The sequence below is a fragment of the Streptomyces sp. BBFR51 genome (assembly GCF_044591655.1).
In the GTDB taxonomy this organism is placed as follows: Bacteria; Actinomycetota; Actinomycetes; order Streptomycetales; family Streptomycetaceae; genus Streptomyces.
Genome location: NZ_CP172448.1, coordinates 8,761,827 through 8,786,967, shown reverse-complemented (window position 1 = coordinate 8,786,967; position 25,141 = coordinate 8,761,827). Strand labels below are relative to the sequence as shown.

The 25,141-nt window shown below is 71.4% G+C and carries 21 protein-coding genes; 9 read left to right on the top strand and 12 right to left on the bottom strand.

Annotation, left to right across the window (positions count from 1 at the left end):
- Positions 1–11: 11 nt before the first annotated feature.
- The 4 genes from ACGH7X_RS39865 to ACGH7X_RS39850 form a co-directional block, all read right to left on the bottom strand.
- Positions 12–2,648 (bottom strand): AAA family ATPase, encoded by a 2,637-nt coding sequence (locus ACGH7X_RS39865; protein ID WP_399895675.1) that lies wholly within the window; start codon positions 2,646–2,648, stop codon positions 12–14.
- 249 nt (positions 2,649–2,897) lie between these two features.
- Positions 2,898–3,284, bottom strand: a complete 387-nt coding sequence (locus ACGH7X_RS39860; protein ID WP_399895672.1) for a fic family toxin-antitoxin system, toxin component — start codon at positions 3,282–3,284, stop codon at positions 2,898–2,900.
- Positions 3,281–3,577: a DUF1778 domain-containing protein gene (locus tag ACGH7X_RS39855; protein WP_399895670.1), complete on the bottom strand. Its 297-nt coding sequence runs from the start codon at positions 3,575–3,577 to the stop codon at positions 3,281–3,283. Before ACGH7X_RS39855 ends, ACGH7X_RS39860 begins: the two co-directional genes overlap by 4 nt.
- Positions 3,578–3,654: 77 nt before the next feature.
- A complete protein-coding gene (locus ACGH7X_RS39850) occupies positions 3,655–3,849 on the bottom strand; it encodes a hypothetical protein (RefSeq protein WP_399895667.1) in 195 nt (64 codons plus the stop codon).
- A gap of 331 nt (positions 3,850–4,180) precedes the next feature.
- On the opposite strand from ACGH7X_RS39850, the gene ACGH7X_RS39845 reads away from it, so the two are divergent.
- Positions 4,181–4,318 carry a hypothetical protein gene (locus ACGH7X_RS39845; RefSeq protein ID WP_399895663.1) on the top strand — a complete coding sequence of 46 codons (138 nt, stop codon included), beginning with the start codon at positions 4,181–4,183 and terminating at the stop codon, positions 4,316–4,318.
- Here the strand turns inward: ACGH7X_RS39845 and ACGH7X_RS39840 are convergent.
- Complete coding sequence (locus ACGH7X_RS39840; protein ID WP_399895661.1) at positions 4,302–5,243, bottom strand: class I SAM-dependent methyltransferase; 942 nt, start codon at positions 5,241–5,243, stop codon at positions 4,302–4,304. The two genes, ACGH7X_RS39845 and ACGH7X_RS39840, sit on opposite strands and share 17 nt — an antisense overlap.
- A gap of 142 nt (positions 5,244–5,385) precedes the next feature.
- The gene (locus ACGH7X_RS39835) at positions 5,386–6,024 is read right to left on the bottom strand and encodes a TetR/AcrR family transcriptional regulator (RefSeq protein ID WP_399895658.1); all 639 of its coding nucleotides are present in this window, start codon (positions 6,022–6,024) and stop codon (positions 5,386–5,388) included.
- A 51-nt stretch (positions 6,025–6,075) separates the two neighbouring features.
- Here ACGH7X_RS39835 and ACGH7X_RS39830 point away from each other — a divergent pair, with 51 nt between their 5' ends.
- Positions 6,076–6,765, top strand: a complete 690-nt coding sequence (locus ACGH7X_RS39830; RefSeq protein WP_399895655.1) for a hemerythrin domain-containing protein — start codon at positions 6,076–6,078, stop codon at positions 6,763–6,765.
- Between the two features lie 92 nt (positions 6,766–6,857).
- Here the strand turns inward: ACGH7X_RS39830 and ACGH7X_RS39825 are convergent, their stop codons facing one another.
- From ACGH7X_RS39825 to ACGH7X_RS39810, 4 genes are all read right to left on the bottom strand, one after another.
- Positions 6,858–8,075 (bottom strand): ABC transporter permease, encoded by a 1,218-nt coding sequence (locus ACGH7X_RS39825; protein WP_399895652.1) that lies wholly within the window; start codon positions 8,073–8,075, stop codon positions 6,858–6,860.
- The gene (locus tag ACGH7X_RS39820) at positions 8,072–8,863 is read right to left on the bottom strand and encodes an ABC transporter ATP-binding protein (RefSeq protein ID WP_399897680.1); all 792 of its coding nucleotides are present in this window, start codon (positions 8,861–8,863) and stop codon (positions 8,072–8,074) included. Before ACGH7X_RS39820 ends, ACGH7X_RS39825 begins: the two co-directional genes overlap by 4 nt.
- A gap of 158 nt (positions 8,864–9,021) precedes the next feature.
- On the bottom strand, positions 9,022–10,221 hold the full coding sequence (locus ACGH7X_RS39815) for a hypothetical protein (RefSeq protein ID WP_399895649.1): 1,200 nt from the start codon (positions 10,219–10,221) through the stop codon (positions 9,022–9,024).
- On the bottom strand, positions 10,202–10,924 hold the full coding sequence (locus ACGH7X_RS39810; protein WP_399895646.1) for a hypothetical protein: 723 nt from the start codon (positions 10,922–10,924) through the stop codon (positions 10,202–10,204). The genes ACGH7X_RS39815 and ACGH7X_RS39810 overlap by 20 nt, the downstream gene beginning before the upstream one ends.
- Before the next feature lie 113 nt (positions 10,925–11,037).
- On the opposite strand from ACGH7X_RS39810, the gene ACGH7X_RS39805 reads away from it, so the two are divergent.
- The 5 genes from ACGH7X_RS39805 (at position 11,038) to tpg (ending at position 17,844) form a co-directional block, all read left to right on the top strand.
- The gene (locus ACGH7X_RS39805) at positions 11,038–11,811 is read left to right on the top strand and encodes a response regulator transcription factor (RefSeq protein WP_399895643.1); all 774 of its coding nucleotides are present in this window, start codon (positions 11,038–11,040) and stop codon (positions 11,809–11,811) included.
- Positions 11,801–13,681 (top strand): sensor histidine kinase, encoded by a 1,881-nt coding sequence (locus ACGH7X_RS39800; protein WP_399895640.1) that lies wholly within the window; start codon positions 11,801–11,803, stop codon positions 13,679–13,681. The genes ACGH7X_RS39805 and ACGH7X_RS39800 overlap by 11 nt, the downstream gene beginning before the upstream one ends.
- 94 nt (positions 13,682–13,775) lie before the next feature.
- A complete protein-coding gene (locus tag ACGH7X_RS39795; protein ID WP_399895637.1) occupies positions 13,776–14,831 on the top strand; it encodes a class I SAM-dependent methyltransferase in 1,056 nt (351 codons plus the stop codon).
- 206 nt (positions 14,832–15,037) lie between these two features.
- Entirely contained in the window at positions 15,038–17,275 is a 2,238-nt protein-coding gene (gene tap, locus ACGH7X_RS39790; protein WP_399895634.1) for a telomere-associated protein Tap, read from the top strand.
- 11 nt (positions 17,276–17,286) lie between these two features.
- Entirely contained in the window at positions 17,287–17,844 is a 558-nt protein-coding gene (gene tpg, locus ACGH7X_RS39785; RefSeq protein WP_399895632.1) for a telomere-protecting terminal protein Tpg, read from the top strand.
- Between the two features lie 74 nt (positions 17,845–17,918).
- On the opposite strand, the gene secY is transcribed toward tpg, so the two are convergent.
- Together secY and ACGH7X_RS39775 are read right to left on the bottom strand one after the other, a co-directional pair.
- The gene (gene secY, locus ACGH7X_RS39780; protein ID WP_399895629.1) at positions 17,919–19,232 is read right to left on the bottom strand and encodes a preprotein translocase subunit SecY; all 1,314 of its coding nucleotides are present in this window, start codon (positions 19,230–19,232) and stop codon (positions 17,919–17,921) included.
- 250 nt (positions 19,233–19,482) lie between these two features.
- Positions 19,483–20,136 carry a hypothetical protein gene (locus ACGH7X_RS39775; protein ID WP_399895626.1) on the bottom strand — a complete coding sequence of 218 codons (654 nt, stop codon included), beginning with the start codon at positions 20,134–20,136 and terminating at the stop codon, positions 19,483–19,485.
- A gap of 420 nt (positions 20,137–20,556) precedes the next feature.
- Between ACGH7X_RS39775 and ACGH7X_RS39770 the strand changes: the two genes are divergently transcribed.
- Both ACGH7X_RS39770 and ACGH7X_RS39765 read left to right on the top strand, forming a co-directional pair.
- Positions 20,557–23,880 carry a right-handed parallel beta-helix repeat-containing protein gene (locus ACGH7X_RS39770; RefSeq protein WP_399895623.1) on the top strand — a complete coding sequence of 1,108 codons (3,324 nt, stop codon included), beginning with the start codon at positions 20,557–20,559 and terminating at the stop codon, positions 23,878–23,880.
- The gene (locus tag ACGH7X_RS39765) at positions 23,877–25,124 is read left to right on the top strand and encodes a S8 family serine peptidase (RefSeq protein ID WP_399895620.1); all 1,248 of its coding nucleotides are present in this window, start codon (positions 23,877–23,879) and stop codon (positions 25,122–25,124) included. The genes ACGH7X_RS39770 and ACGH7X_RS39765 overlap by 4 nt, the downstream gene beginning before the upstream one ends.
- The last annotated feature ends 17 nt before the right edge of the window (positions 25,125–25,141 follow it).

Below are 25,141 nucleotides of genomic sequence, written 5' to 3'. Positions count from 1 at the left end.
CCGTTCGCCCGTCAGCGCCGCACGCTGCCCGTGCTCCCCAGCTCCAGGTCCATCGGCAGGTCACCACGGCACCTGATCTGCAACTTGCGGTACACCTTCGTCAGGTGCTGCTCGACCGTACTGACCGTCAGGTAGAGCTTCGCCGAGATCTCCCGGTTCGTCAGGCCCTGGGCCGCCAGAGACGCCACCCGCTGCTCGGAGGCGCTCAGCCGGGCCTCCGTGGGCGCCGCCGTGAGCTCGGACGCGCTCCGCACCTGGTCGCGGTCCCGGTCGCGGTCCTGGGCCAGGGCGTCCGGCAGTATCTCCTTGCACACCCCTGCCGCCCCGCACTCCTTCGCCTGGTTCCAGGCCGCGCGCAGCATCGACGCCCTCCTGGCCGTGGAGCCGTCCGCCTGGAGCGCACGGCCCAGATCCGCCATGGCCCGCGCCGTCTCCAGCCGGTCCCCGGAGCGCTGCAGCTCGGCGACGGCCTGGCCGAGCACTGCCACCCGCTGCTGTGTCCCACCCGCCAGCGCCCTCAGCCGCAGCGAGACACCCCGTGTCCACGGCATGCGTGCGTCGGGATGCGCCAGCTGCTGCAGGACCAGCTTCTCCGCCTGCCGTGCCTTGCCCATGCGCAGCAGCGCCTCTGCCGCGTCCGTGCGCCAGGGCAGGTAGGCCGGCCGGTCCACGTTCCAGCGCTCCATCAGCCGGCCGACCTCCGAGAAGTCCACCAGCGCCGCCTGCGGTCGGCCGGCGGCCAGCTGGTACATGCCGCGGGCCCGCAGGTAGCCCAGCCCGTGCAGGGACGACATCAGCCTCGGCGGCACCTGCCGCTCCACGTACGCCGCCGCGTCGCCCTCCCGTCCCATGGCGATGCAGGCCCGGATCAGAACCGCCGCCGGGGTATAGGCGAACGTGCCGCCGTATCCATCGGGCAGCTCCTCCAGGGCCGCCATGGCCTGGGCGTGGGCGCCACGGACGTCGCCCGTACGCAACAGTGCCTCCGCCTGCAGGGACGAGAACACCGCGGCCCAGCCGGGGGCTTGGCACAGGTGCGCCTCCTGGAGGATCTTCCAGCTCCACGTCACCGCCCGCTCGGGGTGCTCCGAGCAGATCAGTGAGCGCACGGCCTGCGCCGTCCGCGCCAGGCCGGCATCGGTCAGCCGCGTGGACTCCAGCAGCCGCTCGGCGGCCTCCGCACCGCGGTCGACGACCGCGTCCACCGCGGACGCGTCGCCGTCCGTGGCCTGCGGGCCGGGCCGCAGCGCATCCGCGTCCGCCACCCGGCCCTGCATCACCAGCAGTTCCGACACCGCCTGGGTCCAGGACTCGTCCAGGCGTCCCGAACGCGCGGCGTCCAGCAAGGTACCGGCCTGCCGTTCGGCCGCGGCCGGATCGAACCGCCAGGCAACCTGCGCGGACCGGATCCGCACCGCCTGCCGCAGCCGCTCGTCGTCACAGCTGTCGTCGGCGAGCTCCAGCAACCGCAGCGCCTGGTGCGCGTCGTTCACCGCGAGCAGGTCCTCGGCGGCGTCCCGCAGGACATCGATGTCCTCGTTCGCGGTACCGCAGGTTCCCAGCTGCCGGTCGTCGGCAGCCGCGGCCAGCAGATGCCCGGCCACCGCGGTCGCGGGACTCCAAGCCCTGCGCAGCACCTGGGCCGCCCTGCGATGCAGTTCGGCCCGCTCACCGGGACCGGTCGCCTCGAGCACGGCCGCCCGTCCCGCCGGGTGCCGGTACGTCATGCCGTCCAGCACACCGCAGGCGTCGAGCGCGCTCAGCGCGCGGTCCACGGTGGACTGACCGAACTCCAGCAGCTGGGCGATCCGGGACGCGGACACCGGTTCGCCCAGCACCGCCACCGCCCGGGCCACCGCGGTGACCGCGGGCCCCGAACGGTGCAGGCAGGTGGACACGGCGCGGGCGTAGGGCCCGCCCTGTGCCGGCCCGGCCTGCCCCTGCCGCTCTTCGAGGAGCGCCCGCAGCAGCAGAGGATTGCCACCGGTGACCCGATGCAGTTCGGCGGCACGCTCCTCGTCCCCTCCCAGGACGTCCGCGCGTGGATCATCCCGGAACTGGGCCGCGGCATCCGCCACCTCGGTCTGTGACAGCCGTTCCAGCCTGAGGCGCCGGAAGTGCGGCTGACGCATCAGCTCGGTGGTGAAGACCGCGTCGTGCCCCTCGACGGGGAGCGTCTCCGTGACCACCACGAGGACCGCCGCCGACCGTGCGTGCCGCGCGAGGTACTGGAGATGGCGCAACGAAGCGTCGTCGGCGTACTGCACGTCGTCGACGCACACGACGACCGGCCGGTCGCGGCTCAGCTCCCGCAGTTGCGCGCAGAACGCCTGCATGGCCCCGACACGGGTGTACACCACGGTGCCGTCCGGTTCGGCCGCCGGCTTCTCCGGCATGACGAGCGACTGCTCGCAGTCGACCAGCTGACGCAGCACGCCGAGCTGGTCCCCCCGCTCCGCCGCGCTGGCGACGGCGCTCAGTACCACGGAGCCCGCCGCGGCGGCGCGTTCGGCGACGGCGTCGATCAGAGCACTCTTGCCGCATCCCGCGGCACCCTCTGCCAGCAGGATCTGGGGACGACCCGCCGTGCACTCGGCCAACGCTCCGTCCACGGCGCCGACCACCGCGATTCTGCCCACAAACGTCATGACGACCCCCGTCGTAGTGACCACCCCTAAACCTCGTCCCACGGTGCAGGGGGCGCCTACAGGGGTGGTCGAGCGAAGGCAGAGCTGTGGGTCAAGGGTTACTCAGGGGTGTGACACGCAGGGTGTCCGCAGTGGTCCGAGCGCGCTTCGATCCGTTCAACGCGGACGCCCTGCGGGGAGTTGTCTGGCTCCGGACACAGGAGATGTGAGGGATCGCCCGGCGGAGCCTGGAGGGCAGCCGGTTCCGGGTCAGGCGACGGTCCACTCGCGCAGCCTGCGGGCGACGCGGGCGACGCCGAGTTCTCCGGACGCGGTCTCGCGGACGAGGGCTACTGCGGCCTTGGGCGGGTAGTCGAGCCGGCACTCGTTGAGCAGGAGGTACGCCTCGGCGGAGTGCCAGGCGAAGGCCTCGTTGGAGTGCTCGAGGCACGGCAGCCGCACCAAGGTCTGCAGCAGGGCCGCGCCCTTGAGGTGCAGCGAGCCGTAGATGTGACGTTCCAGTGCCCGGGCGTTGACCCGCGCGGTGGCGGCGTACAGCGGCCCGTAGTCGTCGACCTGGGGATCGCCGTCCAGCAGCTCGGCCGCGTGCAGCAGGAAGGTGACGTCGAGTGGATGGATCGGGTCCGGGTTGCTCACGCGGCGTGGCCCCGCCCGGGGAGCTCGACGTCCCGGCGCGCCTCGGACTCCGCGGCCCGCTGCTCGGCGCCGCGGTCCACACCACTCGGCTCCGCCGCGAAGGCGGCGCCGCTGTGCGCCATCGATGCCCTGAAGTGGTCCAGGAAGCGCTGTTCGACGGCGGTCGCCCGAGCATAGGCGGCCGACAGGATGTACTCCTGCAGACTGACCCCCTCCTGCTTCGCGGCGGCGGAGATCGCCGCGCGCTGCTCGGGATCGGGGAAGCGCAGGTTCATCGCCTTGGTCTCCGACATGGCACCGATGGTACCACCGGTGCCGCGGGCGGGCGGGGGTCCTGATCCTGCCGGGTCAGGAGGACCGTGCGCCGACCTCACAGGCCCAGGTCGAGGGCAAGGCAGGAGTAGTAGTTCCAGGAGCCCTCGGGGTTGTAGCGGTTGTTCAGTCCGTTGTCCGGGCTCGCGGACGTTTCCTCGACCATGTCCTCGAACCTGACGCGCTCGGGCAGCTTCCCGAAGCGGGTCTGCCGCGCCGCCGCAGCACTGTCCGTCGTCACCGTGATCTTCATCTTCTTCTCCGCTCTCTCGATGGCGGATTGCGCCGTATCTCTTTGGTGAGTCCAGCATGCACCTCATCGCGTCACCGATCAAGGGGGTGACGCGATGGAATGTATGAAGAGGAACACGTGTACCGACGTGCCCGGCCCGGTACACGTTTCGGGGTCGCGTCCGGGCGTGGGCTACTCTCCTTCACACGTGTGCCAGCGCGGAAGGAGACCGATGCTGTTCGTCCGCACCACCCGGGAACCGCGAGCCGTTGCGGACTCCGCGACGCCGTCACCGTCTGGACCGGACGGGATACATGTGGCGGGGCCCTTTCTGAGCCGGGCACAGTGCCTCGTGGCTCTCGCCTCGTACCGGGCGTACTACCCCGCGAACGCGTACCGGTACGGAATGGACGAACACGAGGCCTGGAACATCTACCGCGTGCCCGCCGAGGACTCCGCCCGATGGGCGAGCGTTACGCCGATCCGCTGACCGCTCCGGGACCCAGGGCGGCGAAGATCCAGCGGTTGGCCGCCGGCGCGTCGTTGTGCGTCGGGCGCGGGCCCCGGCCGTGGCGCCGGGTGAAGTCGAACGGCGTACCGACGGACGTCGACCATCCCCAGCCGGCCAGAGCGGCCGCGGAGTCGGGGCGCTGCTCGTCGCTGAACAGGGCGAGGAGATCGATGCCGAGCCTCTCGCGTGCCGCGGCGTAGACGGCGAAGTCCCGTTGCCTGGCCGGGTCGACGCCCTGCTTGATCTCGTAGGCGAGCACACTGCCCGGCCCGCTGTGCGCGTGGATGACGGAGACGAGGTCCAGTTCCGCGGCCGGCGACAGGTAGGGGATCAGCCCTTCGGCGAGCCAGGCCGTCGGAAGCGCCGGATCGAACCCCGCCGCGATGAGCTTCGCGGTCCAGTCGTCCCGAAGATCGGATTCCACCACGACGCGTTCGGCCCGCGGCTTGCCGTCCAGGCCGATCACGCCGTCCACGCCGACCAGGCAGTCGAGGACGGACTGCTTGAAGGCGAGGACCTCCGGCTGGTCCACCTCGAAGACCGTGCAGCCGTCCGGCCACGGCAGCCGGTGGGCACGGGTGTCCAGGCCCGCACCGAGCAGCACCACCTGGCGGCTGCCCGCCCCGGCCGCCCGCAGCAGGAAGTCGTCGAAGACCCGGGTACGCAGACCGAAGAAGCGGCCGAGGTGCCCCCACAGCGGGTCGGCGTCGCCGTCCGGCACCTCCGCCAGGCTCAGTGGCCAGTCGGCGCAGGCGGGTACCGCGCGGATGAAGCACGCGGCGTATTCGTCCCGGGCCAGCGCGTCGGGCCGGGTGGTCTCGATGGCCCGAGCGGCGGCGACCAGCAGGGCGGTCAGCCCCACGCCCGCGACACCTCGTGTGCTGGCTGCGACGACTTCGGTCATTTCGTTCTCTTCTCATGATGCCGTGGTTCCGGACCCCCTGTCACGGCGGTCGACCGTCCAATATGTGTGTATGGCGGGCAAGATATGACTTTACATGTGTCTCTTCATCGGCAACGTGCCTCGCACACCAGCAGCACCGACGTCAAACAGCCGTTCCCGGCCGGCCTCTCCCGGGCGGAGACAGCAGGGCGTCGGCCGCCCGCGCGGCCAGCCAGTCGGCGCCCTCCGCCCAGGTCCAGCCGAACCCGCGGACGGTCCGCCAGGCGTCCTGCCCGAAGTAGAACCAGAGAATCTGCCCGGTCCGGAACGCGTCCGGGTGGAACTCGGGCAAGGACGCCAGATGTTCGGCGACGAGGGCCAGTCGCTCGCGGTAGCGCTCGACGGAGTGTTCGGCCGCGGCGGCGACCGCCGGATCGGCGGTCGCGTTGTCGCGCAGGAAGTTCAGGACACGTGCGTGGCGGCGGGTGATCTCACCGGTGCTCTCGGCGGTCAGACGCAGGACCTCCAGGCCGTCGGTACTGGCCAGCAGTGCGGCGAGCGCGGTCTGGATCCCCTCGTCCTCCGTGCCTTCCCTGGCCAGCGCGTCGACCAGGGCCGGCTTGCCTCCCACGCTCGTGTACACGGTGTTCAGGGCGACCCCCGCCCGTTCCGCGATGGCGGAGACCGTGGACCTGGTGTATCCCCGCTCCACGAACAGTTCCTCCGCGGCTCGCAGGATGGCGGTGTGTGTCTGACCTGCCGCGACGGCCCGGACTCTCGAACTGTAGGTGCGCTTCGTCATCCCGTCATTGTGGCAGGCACACATTGATATTAATGGAGGTACTATCAATGTATGTTGATTAATCCGAATGCCCCGGCCGACAAGCCCGAGATCCAGCAGATGAAGGTCATCCACCGCGTGATGAGGAGGGAGTTCGCCCAGCTCCCCGACCTCATCGCCGCCGTGCGCGTCGGCGACACCGCCCGCGCCCGTCTCCTCGGGGATCACCTCTCCCTGGTCCTGGACATGCTCCACGAGCACCACGAGGCCGAGGACGAACTGCTCTGGCCGGTCCTCGTGCAACGCGTTCCGCTCGAGAAGGACCTGATCGCCGTCATGGAGACGCAGCACCAGGCGATCGGCGACGCCGTCGACGCGGTCGCGGCCCAGTTGCCCGCCTGGACCGACGATGCGGGGGCCGCCGCACGCGACCTGCTCACCGACGCCCTGCGGGATCTCGGCCCGGCCCTGACCGAGCATCTGGACCTGGAGGAGGACGAGGTGCTTCCCCTCATTCACGATCACCTCACCGTGCCCGAATGGGTGGCGCCGCAGAAGCACGCCATGAAGCACGGACCCAGGACGCTGACCGGCAAGCTGACCCTGGCCGGCATGGTCCTCGAGGACGCGACCCCGCGCGAACGCGCCTGGTTCCTCGGCGAGATGCCCGCCCCCGCCCGGCTGCTGTGGCGGCTGACCGGTGCCCGCCGATACGACGAGCACGTGCGGCTGGTCCGGGCCGGCGCACCGAGCCCGAGCTGAGCGACCGCGCACAGGCCGGGCTCGACGCGCGGTGCGCCACGTACGGCACGCGGCGTGCCCGGCGGACGCGTCCGGGGCGCCGCGCCTTCCTGTCACGCCGTGGCGAGCGCCTCGGTCGGGGTGAGCCGCGCCGCCCGTATCGACGGGTACACGCCCGCCATCATTCCGATGACCACGGCACCGCCCACACCCGCGCCGAGCACGGTGAGCGGGACGACGGGCCGCCAGCCCTCGTAGACGGCGTATCCGGCGGTGGCCAGTACCCCGAGCGCCGTGCCGGCGACCCCGCCGAGCAGTGACAGCACCACCGACTCGGTGAGGAACTGACCCCTGATCTGACCCCGGTTCGCGCCGAGCGCGCGCCGCAGGCCGATCTCCTTGCGGCGTTCCAGCACGGAGATGTACATGGTGTTCGCCACCCCGATCCCGCCCACGAGCAGCGCCACCCCCGCGAGGCCGAGGAACAGCGACGAGAAGGCGTGGTCCGTTGCCCGCTTCGCCGTCAGGGCGTCCGACGGGCGGCTGACCTGCACCAGTCCCGGCAGTTGCGGGTACAGGGTGGCGGGCAGCACGGACGAGACCGCCTCGATCGCGTCCTCGTGCGCCTTCACGTACACCACGGTCGGATGCCCGTCGAACGCGAGGGTCCGCTTCGCGGCCTCCCAGCCGACCAGCACCGCGCGGTCCAGGTCCGGCGCGAGCGGCAGCGGATCGAGGATGCCTATGACCGTGAACCACCGGGTTCCGACGAGGATCTGCGGTGCCTGGACGCCCGGCACCAGGTCGGTCACGCCCAGGCGGGACGCCGCCTCATGGCCGAGTACCGCCGTCGGCAGCCGGTCGGTCGAGGCGTCGAGGAACTTCCCCGCCCGTACCTGGCCGCCCACCACCGACAGCAGCCCGTCGCCGCTGGCGAGGACCGTGAGACCCAGTCCGTCGTTGGGGTCGGTCCGGTCCGAACGGTGCACCAGTTGGTGGATGTTGGCGACCTGGGCGGCCGCCGTGACCGGACCGATGCGGGCGGCCATCCTGTCGGCCGACGCGGGCAGCACCACCGGAGGGTTCTGGCCCGGCTGCGGGACCCCGCGGAGCATGTTCGTGCCGAGCGCGGACAGTTGGTCGTTCAGCGCCCGCTGGCTGGACGCGGGGATACCCGTCACGAGGACGAGGGTCGCGATGCCGATGGAGATGCCCAACGCGGACAGCGCGGCACGCAGCCTGCGGGTACGGACACCGAGCAGCCCGAGCCGCAGTACGTCCGAGGGGCTCAGCCGGGCCGGTCGGGTGAGCCTTTCCGGGGCGGCGCTCACCGCGTCTCCCCCCGGGCCCCGCCGGCGCCGCCCGCCGATCGCCCGGCCGAGGCGGGACCGCCCGACGGCGCGCAATCCACGCCCCGTTCCACCCCTGCCCCTGCCCCTGGTCCCTGTGCCGCGACCGGCCCCGTGTCCCCGACGATCCGCCCGTCGCGCATCTCCACCCGGCGCGGCAGCCGCGCCGCGATGGCCCCGTCGTGCGTGATCACGGCGATGGTGGTGCCCTCTCTGTTCAGTCGGACGAGCAGGTCGAGAACCGCCTGGCCGTTGGCGGAGTCCAGCGCGCCCGTCGGTTCGTCCGCGAGCACCAGGGCGGGACCGTTGACCAGCGCGCGGGCGATCGCGACGCGCTGTCGTTCGCCGCCGGACAACTGGTGGGGCAGATGCCCGACCCGGTGGCCGAGGCCGACCCGTTCCAGCGCGGTGAGCGCGCGCGCAGTACGCCGCCTGCGCGGCACCCCCGCGTACAGCAGGCTGGTGGCGACGTTCTCGGCCGCGGTCAGCCCGTCCGTCAGATGGAACTGCTGGAAGACGAAGCCGAGCCAGCGCCCGCGCAGTGCGGACAGTCGCCGGTCGCTCAGGGCCGCGGCGTCGTGCCCCGCGATCTCCACGGTGCCGCGGGTGGGCAGGTCGAGCGTCCCCATGACGTTCAGCAGCGTGGACTTGCCGGAGCCGGACGGGCCGACGATGGCGAGCAGTTCGCCCTCGTGGATGGTCAGGGACACGTCGTCGAGGGCCGTCACACCGCCCGGGAACGTCTTCGTCGCCCCCGTGAGCCGCAGCACGGCGGACGCCCCGGCGGGTACGGCCGGTGCGGCGGGCACCGCGAGGAAGGGCAGCGTGTCGTCGCCCGCGGGCGTGAAGTGCGAGCCGTCGGCGGGCGCCGGGCCCGGCGCGGCGTGGGACCCGGTGCCACGGTCGTGCGGCGAGCGGTGATGGGCTTTCACGACGCCGTCACCACCCGCTCCCCCTCTTCGACCCCCGCGCCCGAGACCTCGACCCGGCCCTTGGCGAACAGCCCCGTCTCCACGGGGATCAGCCGCCCGTCCGGCCGCTGGAGCGCGTAGCCGCCCTCCTGGAGCGCGAGCAGCGCGCCCACCGGCACGGTGAGGACGTTCTCGCGGGTCTGCGTCGTGAAGGTCACCCGCACGGATGCCGCGTCCAGGTTCTTGACCGAGTCGCTGTCCACCGGCACCACGGTGACCTGCAGCGACGGCGAGGCGTCGCCGCCGGTCGGGTCGGATTCGCCGGCGGCGCCGCCCTGCACGGTCGTACCGACCGACGTCACCTTCCCGGGCACTTCCCTGGCGTCGGGAAGGGCGATGGAGACCTTGTCGCCCCGGTGGATCCGGTCCGCGTCACCGGCGTTGACCGTCACCGACACCGACTTGCGCCGGGAGGTCACCGACAGGACCTCCGCCGCTGCCGCCGGGTCTCCGAGCTGGGCCTTCACCGCGCCGACGCGGACCGCGCCGGGCAGCACGACCAGTTGGCCGACCGAGAGCGTCCCGGTCTGCTGCCGGCCCGTATCGCGCTGCCAGCGTTTCAGCGCGTCGAGGAGGGGCGAGGTCAGCAGGGTTCCAGGGGCCTTGTCCGCACCGGTGGCCGGCTGCGTGCCGCGTGGCTCGGGGCCGATGTCGTAGCCGAGGGCCTTCAGGTTGTCCGCGAGAACGGTCACGTCGGTGCCGCTCGCCCCGGCCTTCACGGCCGCCTCGTCCAGTGTCCGGAACACCGGGGTGTCGCCGTAGAAGACCGTCACCGGCTGATCGTCCTCCCAGTACAGGGGCTTGCCCCGGGTGATCGTCGAGCCGGGCGCCGGCAGCTTGGTGATCAGGCCCTTGCCCGCGCCCCTGATCGTGAGCGCCGCGCCGTAGCCGAGGGTGCCGGGCAGCGCCTTGCTGTCGGACAGGTCGGTGCGCCGGACGAGCGTGGTCTGCGCGGACGGCACCCCCGCGGGTTCGGCATGGGAGGCGTCCCCGTGCCGCTTCAGGGCCGTACCGCCGTAGACGCCGCCCGCCACGACAGCGAGGACGGCGACGGCGACCGCGATCCGCCTGCCGGTCCGTCCACCGGCACGCCCGCGGCCCCGTCCGCCGCTGTCGGCGGACGAGTGCGCGGCGCCCCTAGTTCTTCCCCTTGCCACCGAACGCCTCCAGGCGGCAGTCGTCGTCGATCTTCTGGAAGGCGGGACTGTCGCCGCTTCCCGTGAAATCCTCGTCGTACGTGAAGCCGTCGGGGCTTCCGTCGGGCCCGAACACCTCGTGGACCTTCAGCCCCTTCGACTTCAGGCAGCCGACATAGGCACGGTGGTCGTCCGCGTAGTGCGGGTTGGTCTCGGGACGCTCCTCGACCGGCTGGAGCGGCATCTTGTAGAGGCACGCGGCGTACTGCTTCTTGTACTGGGCCGTCACCTTCGCGTCGCCGACCGGAGGCGCCTGCTCACCGGGATGCTCGACCCGCTCGGTGTTCATCGGCACGCCCTGGTCCTCCAGGCACGCCCAGTACCCGTCCCAAAGCCGCTCGATCTCCTCCTGGGAGCTGTCCAGACGCAGCACGGGGCGTTTGGCCTCGACGGCGGCGGCCGAGGACTGCGCCGAAGGTGCCGCCCCGGCCCTCCCGCCGCCGGACGAGGGGGTCACCAGGGAGGCGACGCCGCCGTCCGACGACTTCTGTCCGCCGTCGGCGCCGCTGCCCCCGCCTCCGCCGCCGCAGGCCGTGAGAGCCAGGCCCGCCGCCAGGAGGACGGCGCTCAGGAGGGCGGTACTCAGGAGGGCGGTACTCAGGCCGGTGACGGCACCGGCGCCGGCACAGGTGCCGGCGCGCGGCCGGTCTGTCTCGTTGTCCATGACATGGCAGCCTGGCGAGCGGATGTCAGAGGCTTGTCAGGAAGCGATGGTCCTGCCGTGCTCCCGCTCCCGGGGGTGTCCGAGCCCGTCGCGGGCGTTCCTACACTCGCCGCATGTGTGCGCACGTTGTCGTCGCTGAGGACGACACCAAGCAGGCCGAGCTGATCCGCCGCTACCTGGAACACGAGAGCCACGGCGTGACCCTCGTCCAGGACGGTCGGGCCGCGCTCGACGAGATCCGTCGTCGACTGCCCGATCTGCTGGTGCTCGACGTCATGATGCCCGGCCTCGACGGGCTGAGTGTCTGCCGGACCATCCGGTCGGAGGCCGGGCTCGAAGGGCTGCCGGTACTGATGCTGACCGCGCGGTCCACCGAGGACGATCTGCTGCTCGGCCTGGACCTGGGCGCGGACGACTACCTGACCAAACCGTTCAGCCCGCGCGAGCTGATGGCCCGCATCCGGTCGCTCCTCCGGCGCAGCGGGCGCGTCCGGGCGACGCCTGCCGCGGTGGGTGGCACCGCGGCGGGCGTGCCGGGCGGCGACCTGCTGAACGCGGGCGCGGTGAGCGTCGACCCGGCCCGGCACGAGGTGTGGGCGCACGGCAGGAGGGTCTCCTGCACCCCGGGCGAGTTCCGGCTGCTGGAGGTGCTCGCCGGGCGGCCGGGGCAGGTGTTCACCCGGTCACAGATCCTGGAGCGGCTGCACGGCTTCGACCGGTACATCACCACACGGACGGTCGACGTGCACGTCATGAACCTGCGAAAGAAGCTCGAGACGAACCCTCGCCGACCGGCGAGCCTGGTGACCGTGTACGGCGTGGGCTACAAGCTGTCCGACGATCCCCGCTCGTCCCGGGCCGCCGAGGGCGAGCGCAATGAGCCGTGACACCCGCCCGCGTGGAGGTCCGGCCGTACCGCTGGGGCGCGGCCTGCTCCTGCGACTCCTTGCCGTGGCGGCCCTGGTGTCGGTGTGCTCGATCGCGGCCACGGCGTGGGTGGTCGTACGGACGACGGCCGTCGCGATCCGCCAGGAACAGGGCAAGGACCTCGCCGACGACACGAAGACGTACGACGTGCTGGTCGGCTACGCGGCGCGGCACCGGGACTGGGACGAGGTGGGGCCCACCGTGGCCGGCCTGGGGCGCAGGACCGGGCACCGGATCGTGCTGCGGGACGGCGACCGGACGCTGGCGGACTCCGCTCCGGTGCCCGGCCACCCCTATGTGGCGGCCCCCAAGCCGACCGCCGTCATCGACCCGCTGGCGGTGGATCCGCAACTGCTGCCCGACGCGGCGCGCGACGGCGGGATCGACCCGCGCGCGGTCGGCCCGTACCGGCTGACGGACGCGGAGAGTTCGAGACTGCGGGAGACGGCCGACGGTGTCGTCGCATGCTTGCGAACGACCACGGGCGACACGGCGCGGGTGGTGGTCGGCGAGGGCGGCCGGCCCACCGTCGAGACACCGGACGAACGGCCCGTCGACCTTCGGTGCGAGGCGACCGTGCTGAACCGCCCGGTGCCCTCGGAGGAGACGGCACTCGACACCCTCGACGACCTGGTCGACAACTGCCTGGAGCGGCGAGGGCTGACAGGGGTGACCATGACGATCGACGGATCCTGGCAGACGGTGCAGCCCCAGGGCCGGACGTCCGCGGCCCCCGCACCCCGCAAGGACGTACGGGACTGCGTCGCGAGCAGCCGCGCGGAGCAACTGGAGCCGTACGTGGCCCCCGCCGCCCAGCTCTATGTCAGCAGCCCCGGCGATCGGACCGCGAACACCTTCTTCGACCTGTCGGCGCCCAACAAGCTGCGTATCGCGTGGGGTGCGGCGCTCGTGCTGCTGGTGACGGTCGCGGTCACGGCCTTCGCGGGGCTGCGGCTCGTCCGGCCGCTGCGCAGACTCACCCTGGCCGCGCAGCGGATGGAGGCCGGGGACGTCTCCGCCAGGGTCGAGGTGACGGGCGGCGACGAGATCGCCCGGCTGTCGGCCGCCTTCAACGCGATGTCACGCCGGCGTGAGCAACTGGAGTCGGCCCGCAAGGACATGGTGAGCGATGTGGCACACGAACTGCGCACCCCGCTGAGCAACATCCGTGGCTGGCTGGAGGCGGTCGAGGACGGTCTCGTCCAGCCGGACGAGAAGCTGGTGGCCTCCGTGCTGGAGGAGGCCCTGCTGCTCCAGCACGTCATCGACGACCTGCGGGACCTTTCGGCGGCGGACGCGGGAGAACTGCGGCTCACCACCGAACGACTGAGCGTGGCCGACGTCCTCGCCCAGACGGCCCAGGGCCACGGCCCGCTCGCCGAGGCCTCGGGCGCGCGGCTCGTGGTGGAGGCGGACCCGGAACTGACGGTGTGGGCGGACCCGGTACGGCTGCGGCAGGCGGTCGGCAACCTCGTGTCGAACGCCGTCCGCCACACACCTCCCGGCGGCACCGTGCTCCTGCGGGCGACCGGCGATCAGCCCGGCGCCGCCCGGTCCGGGAGCCCGGCCGCGGTCACCGCCACGGCGGGTGTCCGGATCGAGGTGTCGGACACGGGCCCCGGGATCGCGCCCGAGGACCTGCCGCACGTCTTCGACCGCTTCTGGCGGGCCGAGAAGTCCCGCTCCCGCCAGACCGGTGGCAGCGGGCTCGGACTGTCGATCGTGCGCAAGCTGATCGAGGCGCACGGAGGCACGGTGGAGGCCAACAGCACCCCCGGCGTCGGCTCGACCTTCGTCCTGCGCCTGCCCTCCTCAGAGCTCGCCGCGTGAACCGATCGTCCTCCCCGGTGCGTTACAGAAGCGAACCAGGCACTTCGTCTCCCGCCACCTGCGGCAGGAGACTCACAGTCGAAAGAATGATCACATGACGGATGAGAACCGCGTGATGGAATTTCTCGGGAGGGTGGTCGCCGACAACGCGGCCGCCTTCGCGGGTGTGTCGACATCTCTGGGTGTCCGTCTCGGGCTGTACCGGGCCATGTCGGGAGCCGGGCCCCTCACCTCGGACGAACTCGCCTCCAGGACGGGACTCGTCGAGCGGTACACCCGGGAGTGGCTGGCGGCGCAGGTCGCCGGTGCCTACGTACTGCACGACCCCGAGACGGATACGTATGTCCTGCCGGACGAACATGCGGCGGTGCTGGCCGACGCCTCCGTGCCTACGTACGTCGGTGGTGGCTTCACCATGCTGAAGTCTCTCTACGGTGCCGAAGAGGAGCTGGCGAACGCCTACCGGTACGGCGGCGGTGTGAGCTGGCAGGAGTACGGGCCGGAACTGGCGGAAGGCGTTGCCGCCTTCTTCAGGCCCGGATACGAGGCGGTGCTGGTTCAGGAGTGGCTGCCCGCCATGGAGGGTGTCGAGGCGAAGCTTCGGCGAGGCGCCTCCGTCGCCGACGTGGGATGCGGCTTCGGCCACTCGACGGTGCTCATGGCCAAGGCGTTTCCGCAGTCCCGCTTCCGTGGCTTCGACTTCCACGAGCCCTCCGTCGAGGCGGCCCGGAAGCTGGCGGAGCAGGCGGGCGTCGGCGATCGCGTGACGTTCGAGGTCGCCGCCGCAAACGACTTCCCCGGTGGCGACTACGATCTCGTCACCTTCTTCGACTGCCTGCATGACCTCGGGGACCCCGGAGCAGCGCTGCAGCACGCCGAAAAGGTCCTCGCGGACGGCGGAAGCTGCCTCGTCGTCGAGCCGAACGTGTCGGCCGAGCCCGGGGAGAACATCAACCCCATCGGCCGGTCCTTCGCCTCCACCTCGGCCGTCCTCTGCCTCCCGGCGGCCATGGCGCAGGGCGGCCCGCACGCGCTCGGCAACCACCCGGGCCAGGAAGCCCTCGCGGCCATCGCCGACGGGGTGGGCCTGCACACCTGGAGGCTCGCCGTCGAGACCCCCACCAACCGGATATACGACGTCAAGCGCTGACCGGCGGGCCCGTGCCGGGGATGCCGAGCCCACCGGGCACCGAGCGCGCATCCGGCTCTCCTGTCCCTGGCGTGCCGGAGCGAGACGTGCGGTTGGCACTCGGGCCCCTGCGCTGAGCCGCGCCGCCGCGCCCCGTACGCGCAATGTACGGCGGATGTACGCATCAAGCGACGCGTCTGGGTAGCATGTCGGCCCAGGAGGTGCCCATGTCCGGTCTGTTCGACGCGGTCGACGCGCTGGTCGCGTCCCGCGCTCCGCTGCCGCCGCCGGAGGAGCGCAAGCGGCTGCGGAAGGCCCACGGACTGACGGCCGAGGAAGTGGCCGTCGCGCTGAAGGTGCGCCGCGCGACGCTGTCCGGCTGGGAGTCCGGCAAGACGGAACCGAGGCCGCCGGAGCGGGACGCGTACGCCCGCCTGCTGAAACAGCTGGCGACGCTCTACCCCACCCCTGGGCAGGAGACGCCGCCGCAGCAGACGCCCGCGGGACTCGCGCCCCCGGTCTCCGAGGCCCCGGTCTCCGCGCCCCCGGTCTCCGAGGCCTCTGACGTGTCGGCCACGGAGGAGGCCCCGGCACGGGCCGGAGTACCTGCTCCCGCCCCGCCTGCGACACCGACTGCCGAGCCGGCACCGGCACCCCGCCGTCCAGCCGGGAGAACGGCCCCGAATCCGGCCACGAAGAAGGCGGCACCGCTCGACACCGCGGCCGCCCCCGGGAGCGACCCGCGCTTCGAGAACGGCCCGCTCGCGGTGGTCGACGTCGAGGACGGCCGGGTACTGGCGTACTGCACCGGCGGCCTGGTCCTGGACGTCCCCGCCAAAAGCATCCCGGCCCTGGTGGACTGGACCCTGCGCGAGGCCGCGCTCGGGCAGCCCAAGCTGTCCCGGCCGGGCAAGGACGCCGACCCGCTCCTCGTGCTCACCGAGGCCGCCCTGGAGCGCTACGGCCTGCCCAGCGCCCTCACCGAGGAGGAGCGGCTCGCCGGGCGGATCCCGGAGAGCCACAAGGTCGTCAAACAGCTGACGCGAGCCGACTGGAAGCTCACGAAGCGCGGCTTCGGGCCATGGGCGCGGATCTACCGCCCGGCCCGGGGCTCGGAGCGGGCCTGCGTGCAACTGTGCGTCCCGTCCTGGAACGCGCTGGACTCCCGCCACTGGGGCGACGCCGACCGGCTCCCCCCGGCGGAACTCGCCCACCTCCTGGGTGTGTACGCGTCCCGCGTCATGACGCCGCGCGGCTCCACCGCCGTCACCGGCCTGGAGCTGATGACCGCGCTGCACCCCCCCACCCGCGCCTCCGATCCCGACGCCGACGGCAGGCGGCACTCCGAGCACAACCCCGGAAGCCTGGGCAAGGACCCGGTGGACTGCGCGCCGTGCGAAGCGCCCGACGGCCACCCGCTCCTCAAGGACCTCCCCAGGTTCCACGTGCGCGGACCCGGGGAGAAGCTGTTCGAGGAGGCGTACGACTGGGCGCGGCCGCTCACCGACGCCGAATGCATGCGCCGCAACCTGGTCGGCATCGACGTGAACATGGCCTTCGCCGCCGGGGCGAACGGCCTGATCGTGGGCCTGGGCGCGCCGACGTACGTCGCGAAGCCGGTGTTCGACCCGAAGCTGCCCGGCTCGTGGCTGGTCGACCTCGGCCATGTCGACCTGTCCCGCGTCAAGGCGGGCAAGGAGTGGGTGGAGCTGGACGGCGACCTGCTGCCCAGCCCCTTCACGCCCAAGGGGGAGCGCCCTGCGGGACCCGCCTGGTATGCGACGCCGACCGTCGCGTACGCGGTGGAGCTGGGATACGAGGTGCGCCCGGTCGAGGCGTGGGTCCGGCACGACAACGGCCGTTACCTGGACGCCTGGTACAACCGGCTGCGCGACGCCTACCTGGCCACGATGGCCGACCTGGGCGTCGGTGCGGACCTGTCGCCGGAAGGCTTCCTGGCGGCGATGAACGACTACCGCCTGCGCGACCCCCAGCTGGCGATCGCGGTGTCCGCGATCAAGGCGACGGTCAAGGGCGGCCTGGGCAAGCTGCGTGAGCGCCCGCGGGGCGAGGGCTGGCGGCCCGGCCGGCCGTGGCGCGCCCTGTCCCGCCCCACCTGGCGGCCGGACATCCGCGCCGCCGTCATCTCCCGCACACGGATCAACATGCACCGCAAGATCGTCAAGCATGCTGCGTTCACCGGCCAGTACCCGGTCGCGATCCTCTCCGACTGCGCCGTCTACGCGACCGACGGCACCTCGCCACTGGACTTCCTCCCCTACCGTGAGGGCAAGCCGCTGCCCGGCGGTTTCAAACTCGGAGTGAATCCGGGCCTGGTGAAATGGGAGGGAACCCAGAGCGTGCTGTGGGGTGAAGGCGTCCGCGAGCAGTTCGGCGCTCCGGAACTGAACCTCGCCCGGTACATCAAGGACGGCACCGTCACCGACCAGGACAACGGGGAGTAGGTGGACCGACGATGAGCATGTTCGGCGAGGGCCTGGACCAGGCGGTGCAGAGGTCGTTCACGCGCCCCGCGCCGAAGTCGGCCGGCGCGCAGATGCGGTACCTGGTCAAGCAGCTCAAGGGCACCAGGGCCGTCGCCCGGATGCTCCGGATCTCCCAGCGCACCGTCGAACGGTACGTGAAGAACCAGATCAAGAAGCCCCGCCCGGAGCTGGCTGCCCGCCTGGAACGCGAGGTGAGGAAGCGGTGGCAGCCGCAGATCCGTGCCAGGGCCCGTGAGAAGGCGGCCACGACCGGCGGCATCGTCATCGACACCCGCGCCCGCCTCGGCTACACCGCGCCGATCGGGACGACGGACCAGGACCGCATCCGACACCTGACGGTGGCCCTGCCGCCCCCGTACGCCGCCCGCCTCTTCGAGGCTCAGCAACAGGGCGCCGGCGACCAGCGGTTGCGCGAGATCACCGCCGAAGCCCTCAAGGAGGTCTACTTCCAGGACAACGGCCGCCGCGCGGGGCAATTGGAGGAGGTCCGCTTCACGGACATCGAACACCTGGAGTTCGACCTCTAGTCGGGTCGGCGGCCCGCGACAGAAAGGCCCAAGTCCGCGGCGTCGAGACCACGACACGACGCAGAGCGGTCGATTCAGCGGAGGAAGCCCTCGTAGTTGCGCTGCTGGAGCTGACTCTCGATCTGCTTCACGGTCTCCAGGCCGACACCCACGATGATGAGGATGCTGGTTCCGCCGAACGGGAAGTTCTGGGTGGCCCCGAGTCCGACCAACGCGATCGTGGGGACGAGGGCGATCAGACCCAGGTACAGCGAACCCGGCCAGGTGATCCGGTTGAGTACGTACGACAGGTACTCGGCGGTCGGCCGTCCGGCCCGGATGCCCGGGATGAAGCCGCCGTACTTCTTCATGTTGTCGGCGACCTCGTCCGGGTTGAAGGAGATCGCGACGTAGAAGAACGCGAAGAACACGATGAGAACGAAGTACAGGGAGATGTAGAGCGGGTGGTCGCCCTTGGTCAGGTTCTGGGTGACCCAGGTCTTCCAGCCGGAGTCGCCGCCCGAGAACTGCGCCACCAGGGCCGGAATGTAGAGCAGCGACGACGCGAAGATGACCGGAATCACGCCCGCCTGGTTCACCTTCAGCGGGATGTAGGTCGAGGTGCCTCCGTAGGAGCGGCGGCCGATCATGCGCTTGGCGTACTGCACCGGAATACGGCGCTGCGCCTGCTCGACGAACACGACCAGGCCGACCATGGCCAGGGCGACGAGGACGACGCCGCCGAAGTCGATCCAGCCGCCGGCGAGTGTCCCCTGCTGCTTGATCGACCACAGTGCGGACGGGGTCGTGGCGGCGATCGAGATGAACATGAGGATCGACATGCCGTTGCCGATGCCCCGGTCGGTGATCAGTTCACCGAGCCACATGACCAGACAGGTGCCGGCGGTCATGCAGATGACCATGGTGACGGTGGTGAAGACCGACCGGTCCGGGATGATGCTCGACGCCACCGAGCACCCCGAGAACAGGGCGCCGCTGCGCGCCGTGGCGACCAGCCCGGTGCCCTGGAGCACGGCGAGCGCCACCGTCAGGTAGCGGGTGTACTGGGTGATCTTCGCCGTACCCGCCTGCCCCTCCTTCTTCAGCGCCTCCAGGCGTGGGATGACCACGGTCAGCAGTTGGAGGATGATGCTGGCCGTGATGTACGGCAGGATGCCCAGCGCGAACACGGTGATCTGCAGGAGCGCGCCACCGCTGAAGAGGTTGACCAGTCCGAACAGCCCCTGACTGTCCGAGGCCTGCGCGACGCACTGCTGGACGGTCTTGTAGTCGACGCCCGGGATCGGGACATGGGTACCGAGCCGGTACACCACGACGATGCCGAGGGTGAAGAGCAGTTTCTTGCGCAGGTCAGGTGTTTTGAGCACATGAATGAACGCGGTGAGCACGGTACCTCCTGCGACCCTCACACAGATGCGCCACGGCCGGCGGCGAGGGCTTCGATTGCCTTGCGACGTTCAGCGGCGTCCCAGTACACATCACATGTTAGGGCATCTCTACATCAAGGTGTGCTCTGGTGACAAACAGGTTCTCAGCAGAGAATGACGCCATAGATACATATGTGTCAATCAGCCTCCCGAGGGCTTCCGCACCTCGGGGCGCGGTGTGTCGGCGCCGCGGTGAGGTTGTAGTGACCAGTCAGTCGAGCGGTACGGGTACGGCCAGCAGCGGGACCCTCCGTATGTCGCTCAGGGTGAGCGTGAGGCCCGCCAGGGCGCAGGCGGTACGCATGCCGATCAGGCTGTCGACCTCACCGGGCTCGAGATCCTCCCAATCGGCGATGCCGGCCGCCTCGAACGCGGCACGCAGCTCGGCGGGCATGCCCGGCAGGTCCTCCTCGAGGAGAAGGTTCTCGACATCGATGGACGCGACCAGCCGACTGTCGACGGCATAGGTGAAACTGGCGTCACCGTTGATGGTGTACACACTGGTGGCCGCCGTCCGACCGTCGCGGGACAGGGCGGACGTCGCCTCGTCGTCGTAGGTTTCCCCGGCGTCGTCGTAGACGAAGGTCCACTCGCCGACGCGTCCCGCCAGCAGCACTGCGGAGGTCCCGGGTTCGACACCGAGAGCCGCGCCGGGCAGCGACGACCACTCGTCCGGCTTGCTGTCGGGCAGTTCGACGGACCGGATCAACTCCGGCTCGGCGCCGAGGGCTTCCAGCGCCTTCGCGGGTTCGATGCCGCGCGCGACGTGCAGGATGTGGTTCGGATCTCCGCAGGCCAGATCGTCGATCCAGGCCGGCAATCCCTCGGAAGTGAGCGTGTCGGGCGGGAAACCAGGCGTGGGCATCGTCGACCTCTCTCGTGACCGGCATGTGTGCTTCCCCGACGACGGTGCCGTACGTGAGCGCGGGGGATCTCCCGCGTCGGGCAGGATCCGAGCGGGGTGAAGACATGACGTGGTCACCGTAGCCACCCGTCCCCTGTCCGGCCAACACGTGTCGGGCATCCGGCGCACCCTGCCCGCCGAACGCCCAGGTCAGCTCGGTTTCCCACGTCGATGAGTGACATGTCACGGCTGCGCGGGCGACAGAAACCTGTCCTCGGCCGGTGACATTCGTGTTCCGGGTAGTGGTCCGGTTCCTGTGTATCGGCCAACCTCAACTAAGGTGTCACCCGGCGACCAGGTCCCCGGCACGATGGTCGCTGCCCGCGCAAGGCACACACTCGGTCCGCGGTCCCGGGGCATCCGTCTGAGGAGGAACCACGCGTGTCTCGCCAGGTACTCACCGTCGGCCCGGACAGCGCCGACGGCTTGTCAACGATCGGCGAAGCTCTGGCCAGAGCACGCAGTGGCGCGGTCGTCAGCGTCCTGCCCGGCAGCTACCCGGAGAATCTGACGATCACCACACCGGTCACCATCGTCGCCGCCCAGGCGCGCGGCACTGTGGAGATAGCCCCGCGCCGTGGCACCGCTCTGACCCTCAAGGCGGACGCGGTCATGCTCACCGACCTGGTGCTGCGCGGCCGTGACGAGGAACTTCCCGTCGTCGACGCTCCCCGTGGGCAGGTCGCGATGGACGGCTGCGAGATCGCGGCCTCCTCGTGGACCGCGCTGCTCGCCCGGAACAGCGGTTCGCTGGCCCTGCGCGACTGCCGGGTGACCAACGGCGTCGGAGCCGGTGTCGTGGTCACCTCGTCCGCGGACAGCTCCGTGGAGTCCTCCACGCTCGAACACCTCGGGACGACCGGGGTCGTGATCGGTGAGGAGGGCCGTGTCACCGTACGGGGCTGCACGATCCGCGACGCCCGCGGCAACGGCTTTCTGGCCAACGGCGAGGCCCAGAGCTCGATCGAGGACTGCGACATCTCCTCCACCGACAAACCGGCGGTGGCGCTGGAGGGCCGCAGCACGACCAGCGTGCTGCGCACGGTGGTACGCGACACGACCACGGGCGTGCACATCACCAGCCAGTCCCGCACCGTCCTGGAGGACGTACGGGTGACGAACACCTCCGGTGTCGGCATCGCCGTGGGTATGGGCAGCGATCCGTTGCTGCGGCGATGCCGGGTGGCCCGGACGAAGGAGCACGGCCTGTTCGTCACGGACCGTTCGCGAGGCACGTTCGAGGACTGCTGGGCGGATTCGTGCGAGGCGCCCGCGGTCCGGGTGTCCGGATCCTCCTCGCCGGTCTTCGTCGGGCTGACGGTGCGGGACTGTGCCGGCTCGGGGCTGCTGCTGGAGGACGAGTCCGCGGCTGAGATGGACCGGCTGGAGGTCGTTGACGCGGGGGGCGTCGGTGTCTCTGTCCGCACCGGTGCCAATCCGCTGATCCGCCGCGGTCGGATCATCTCCCCGGCGGGGCACGGAGTGGAAGTGGTCAAGGACGGCCGCGGCCGCCTCGAGGACTGCCTGATCCAGGGGCCCGGCGGTGCCGGCGTCCGCGTGGAGAACGACGGGAACGTCTACGTCGGCGGAGGCACGGTCGAGGCTCCCGAGGGCGCGGGGCTCTCCATCGGCGGCGCCGGCGCCATGACCGTACGGGACTGCGCGATCAGCAAGGCGGCGCAGCACGGTGTCCTGGTCGAGAAGGACGGTGACCTGACCGCGACCCGTGTGACGTCCCGGGAGAGCACCGAACAGGGGATCCTGATCGCCGACGGTGGGCGGGCGTCCCTGAACTCCTGCGAGATCAGCGGCGCCGGCAAGGACGGTGTGCGGATCGAATCCGACTCCCCCGTCTCGGTGGTGAACTGCACGGTCCGGGACAACGCCGGCGGTGGTCTCGTCCAGGCCAAGGCGGGCGACCGGGTGGCCGTGGAGAGCCTGACCAGCACGGGCAACGGCAAGCGGGACGCGTGGGGCGTCGGAGAGGCCGAGGGCACCGACCCGGCCGCGTCTCCCGGGACCCAGGACCAGGGCGACGGCCCGGGTGACGACGCCTCGCTGGCCGCTCTCGACGCCCTCATCGGTCTCGACAACGTCAAGGAGCAGGTCCGCACGCTGGTCAACCTGACCCAGCTCGCGCAGCGCCGGGCCAGCCTGGGCATGCCGGCGCCGCCGATGAGCCGGCACCTCGTCTTCGCCGGCCCCCCCGGCACCGGCAAGACCACCGTCGCCCGGCTCTACGGAGACATCCTCGCCGGGCTCGGCACACTCCGGTCGGGACACCTGGTCGAGGTCTCGCGGGCCGACCTGGTCGCCCAGATCGTCGGCGGAACGGCCATCAAGACCACGGAGGCCTTCAACCGCGCGCTCGGCGGCGTCCTGTTCATCGACGAGGCGTACACGCTCCTGTCCGACGGCCAGGGCTCCGGCGCCAACTTCGGCCGCGAGGCCGTCGACACGCTGCTGAAGCTGATGGAGGACCACCGCGACGACGTGGTCGTGGTCGTCGCGGGCTACTCGTCCCGGATGGACGACTTCCTTTCGTCCAACCCCGGACTCGCCTCGCGTTTCTCCCGCACGATCGAGTTCGAGAACTACTCCGTGCCCGAACTGGTCGCCATCGTCGAGAAGATGTGCCTGTCCCACCAGTACCGGCTGGACGAGTCGGCGCACCAGGCGCTGGCCGTACGTTTCGACCGGATGCCGAAGGACGCCACGTTCGGCAACGGCCGTGAGGCACGAAGGGTGTTCGAGGAGATGGTGGACCGCCAGGCGACCCGGCTGGCCACGCTCTCCGACATCTCCGAGAGCGACCTTCAACTGCTGCTGGCCGACGACGTGAGCGCCGACGCGGCCGCCGCGGTCTGTGGCGAGAACACGGCGGAGGAGACCAACCCGCTGGCGCGACTGGGGGACCTGGTGGGGCTCGCGGCCGTCAAACGGGATGTCACCGACCTCGTCAACCTGCTGTCCACCGCGCGCCAGCGCGAGGCGGCGGGCCTGCCGGTGCCGCGCATCGGCCACCACCTCGTCTTCACGGGCCCGCCCGGCACCGGCAAGACGACCGTGGCCCGCCTGTACGGCGAACTGCTGGCCTCGCTCGGCGTGCTGCCCCGCGGCCAGCTCGTCGAGGTCTCCCGCGCGGATCTGGTGGGCCGCTACATCGGCCACACCGCACAGCTGACCCGCGAGGTGTTCGAGCGGGCCATCGGCGGTGTGCTGTTCGTCGACGAGGCGTACACCCTCACCCCGGACGGAGCCTCCGCCTCCGACTTCGGCCGTGAGGCCGTCGACACGCTGCTGAAGCTGATGGAGGACCACCGCGACGAGGTGGTCGTGATCGTCGCCGGATACACCAAGGAGATCGAGGGTTTCCTGGCCTCCAACCCGGGCCTGTCCTCGCGGTTCTCGCGCCGCGTCGAGTTCGCCGACTACTCCTCCGACGAGTTGGTCACGATCGTGCGGGCCCACGCGACGGCGTCCGGGTACGAGTGCGGTCCAGGCACCGGCCAGGTACTCAGGGAGTACTTCGACTCGTTGCCGCGCGAGCGGTCCTTCGGCAACGCGCGCCTGGCACGCCAGACCCTGGAGGGCATGATGACACGTCAGGCCGGACGGCTGAGCGGCATGGCGGCGCCCGGCTTCGAGGACCTGCGGCTGCTGTTGCCCCAGGACGCGCCGCAGCACGAGGGGCTGATCGCATGACCCGCCGTCCGCGTCGGGAGACCGTCCGTTGCGGCCCGCGATGCTCCGCGGCCGTACGGTCCGCGGGCTGCGGCCTGTTGCCGCTCGCACTGACGGCGGCGGCCGTACTGGCCGTGTCCCCGACGGCCGTCGCCGACGAGAGGCCGACCGTGAAACTTCCGGTCATGGCCGCCGAGTTGACTGACCACGCCGACTGCACCAAGGCGTCCACGACCACGGCGACGGCCACCCCCTGGGAGCACCAGAGCCTGGAACTGTCCCGTGCCGCGCGGATCTCCCAGGGCGCGGGCGTCAAGGTCGGCGTGGTCGACACGGGTGTCGCCACCGGGGCCCCCGCCCTGTCGGGCCGGGTCGAGGCCGTGGGTGTCGCGGGTGACGACTGCGTGGGCCACGGCACCTTCGTGGCCGGCCTGATCGCCGCCGCTCCGGCGAAGGGGGTCGCCTTCCACGGCGTCGCCCCCCGCGCGACCATCGTCTCGGCCCGTGGCACCACCGAGCGCGGGGCACCGTCGGCGGCCGACGTGGCGGCCGGTATCCGCGGCGTGGTGGATGCCGGGGCCCGGGTGGTCGAGGTGTCCGCCGCGTTCGCCTCCCGGTCCTCCGCGCTCGACGACGCGGTCTCCTACGCCACCGAGCACGATGCCCTCGTCGTGGCCGCCGCCGTACCGGACCCACCGCGAGGCACCGTCGAGAAGAGCACCCCGGCCCCCCGGGACTACTGGCCGGCCGCCTCCCCGGGCGTGCTCGGCGTCCTGGACGTCGATGTACGGGGCACCCGCCCGGATGCGGCGCTGCTCCCGGCGGGCGCAGACCTGGCGGCTCCCGGCGACGGTGTCGTCGGCATCGGGCCGCACGGCGGCGGGCACTTCGTCGGCTCCGGTGCCTCGTTCGCCGCCGGCTACACCGCGGGGGCCGCCGCCCTCGTACGCGCGGCCTTTCCCGGCCTCTCCGCGGCCCAGGTGGCCCGACGCCTGACGTCCACCGCCTACCCGGACGACGTACCCCGGCTGGACGCCTACGCGGCGCTCGCCTCCGTGATGGACGACACGCAGGCGGCCGGGGCGACGGCCGGTGCGCACGGTGCTGCCGTGCGCATGCCGGACCGTACACACGGGGAACGAGCAACCCGGACCGCCCTTCTGGTCTGTGCCGTCGGAGCGGCTGTCGTGCTCCTCGTCGGCTGGGCGGCTCTCGCGGTCCCGCGCGGCCGGGCGCGCGGTTGGCGCCCGGCGCGGCGGCCCTGAACGGGCCGACCGCGGCC

Coding starts and splice junctions, on each gene's coding strand:
- ACGH7X_RS39865 (WP_399895675.1), bottom strand. CDS start 2,648: ATGACGTTTGTGGGCAGAATCGCGGTGGTCGGCGCCGTGGACGGAGCG.
- ACGH7X_RS39855 (WP_399895670.1), bottom strand. CDS start 3,577: ATGTCGGAGACCAAGGCGATGAACCTGCGCTTCCCCGATCCCGAGCAG.
- ACGH7X_RS39850 (WP_399895667.1), bottom strand. CDS start 3,849: ATGAAGATCACGGTGACGACGGACAGTGCTGCGGCGGCGCGGCAGACC.
- ACGH7X_RS39840 (WP_399895661.1), bottom strand. CDS start 5,243: ATGACCGAAGTCGTCGCAGCCAGCACACGAGGTGTCGCGGGCGTGGGG.
- ACGH7X_RS39835 (WP_399895658.1), bottom strand. CDS start 6,024: ATGACGAAGCGCACCTACAGTTCGAGAGTCCGGGCCGTCGCGGCAGGT.
- ACGH7X_RS39830 (WP_399895655.1), top strand. CDS start 6,076: ATGTTGATTAATCCGAATGCCCCGGCCGACAAGCCCGAGATCCAGCAG.
- ACGH7X_RS39810 (WP_399895646.1), bottom strand. CDS start 10,924: ATGGACAACGAGACAGACCGGCCGCGCGCCGGCACCTGTGCCGGCGCC.
- ACGH7X_RS39805 (WP_399895643.1), top strand. CDS start 11,038: ATGTGTGCGCACGTTGTCGTCGCTGAGGACGACACCAAGCAGGCCGAG.
- ACGH7X_RS39800 (WP_399895640.1), top strand. CDS start 11,801: ATGAGCCGTGACACCCGCCCGCGTGGAGGTCCGGCCGTACCGCTGGGG.
- ACGH7X_RS39795 (WP_399895637.1), top strand. CDS start 13,776: ATGACGGATGAGAACCGCGTGATGGAATTTCTCGGGAGGGTGGTCGCC.
- tap (WP_399895634.1), top strand. CDS start 15,038: ATGTCCGGTCTGTTCGACGCGGTCGACGCGCTGGTCGCGTCCCGCGCT.
- tpg (WP_399895632.1), top strand. CDS start 17,287: ATGAGCATGTTCGGCGAGGGCCTGGACCAGGCGGTGCAGAGGTCGTTC.
- ACGH7X_RS39775 (WP_399895626.1), bottom strand. CDS start 20,136: ATGCCCACGCCTGGTTTCCCGCCCGACACGCTCACTTCCGAGGGATTG.
- ACGH7X_RS39765 (WP_399895620.1), top strand. CDS start 23,877: ATGACCCGCCGTCCGCGTCGGGAGACCGTCCGTTGCGGCCCGCGATGC.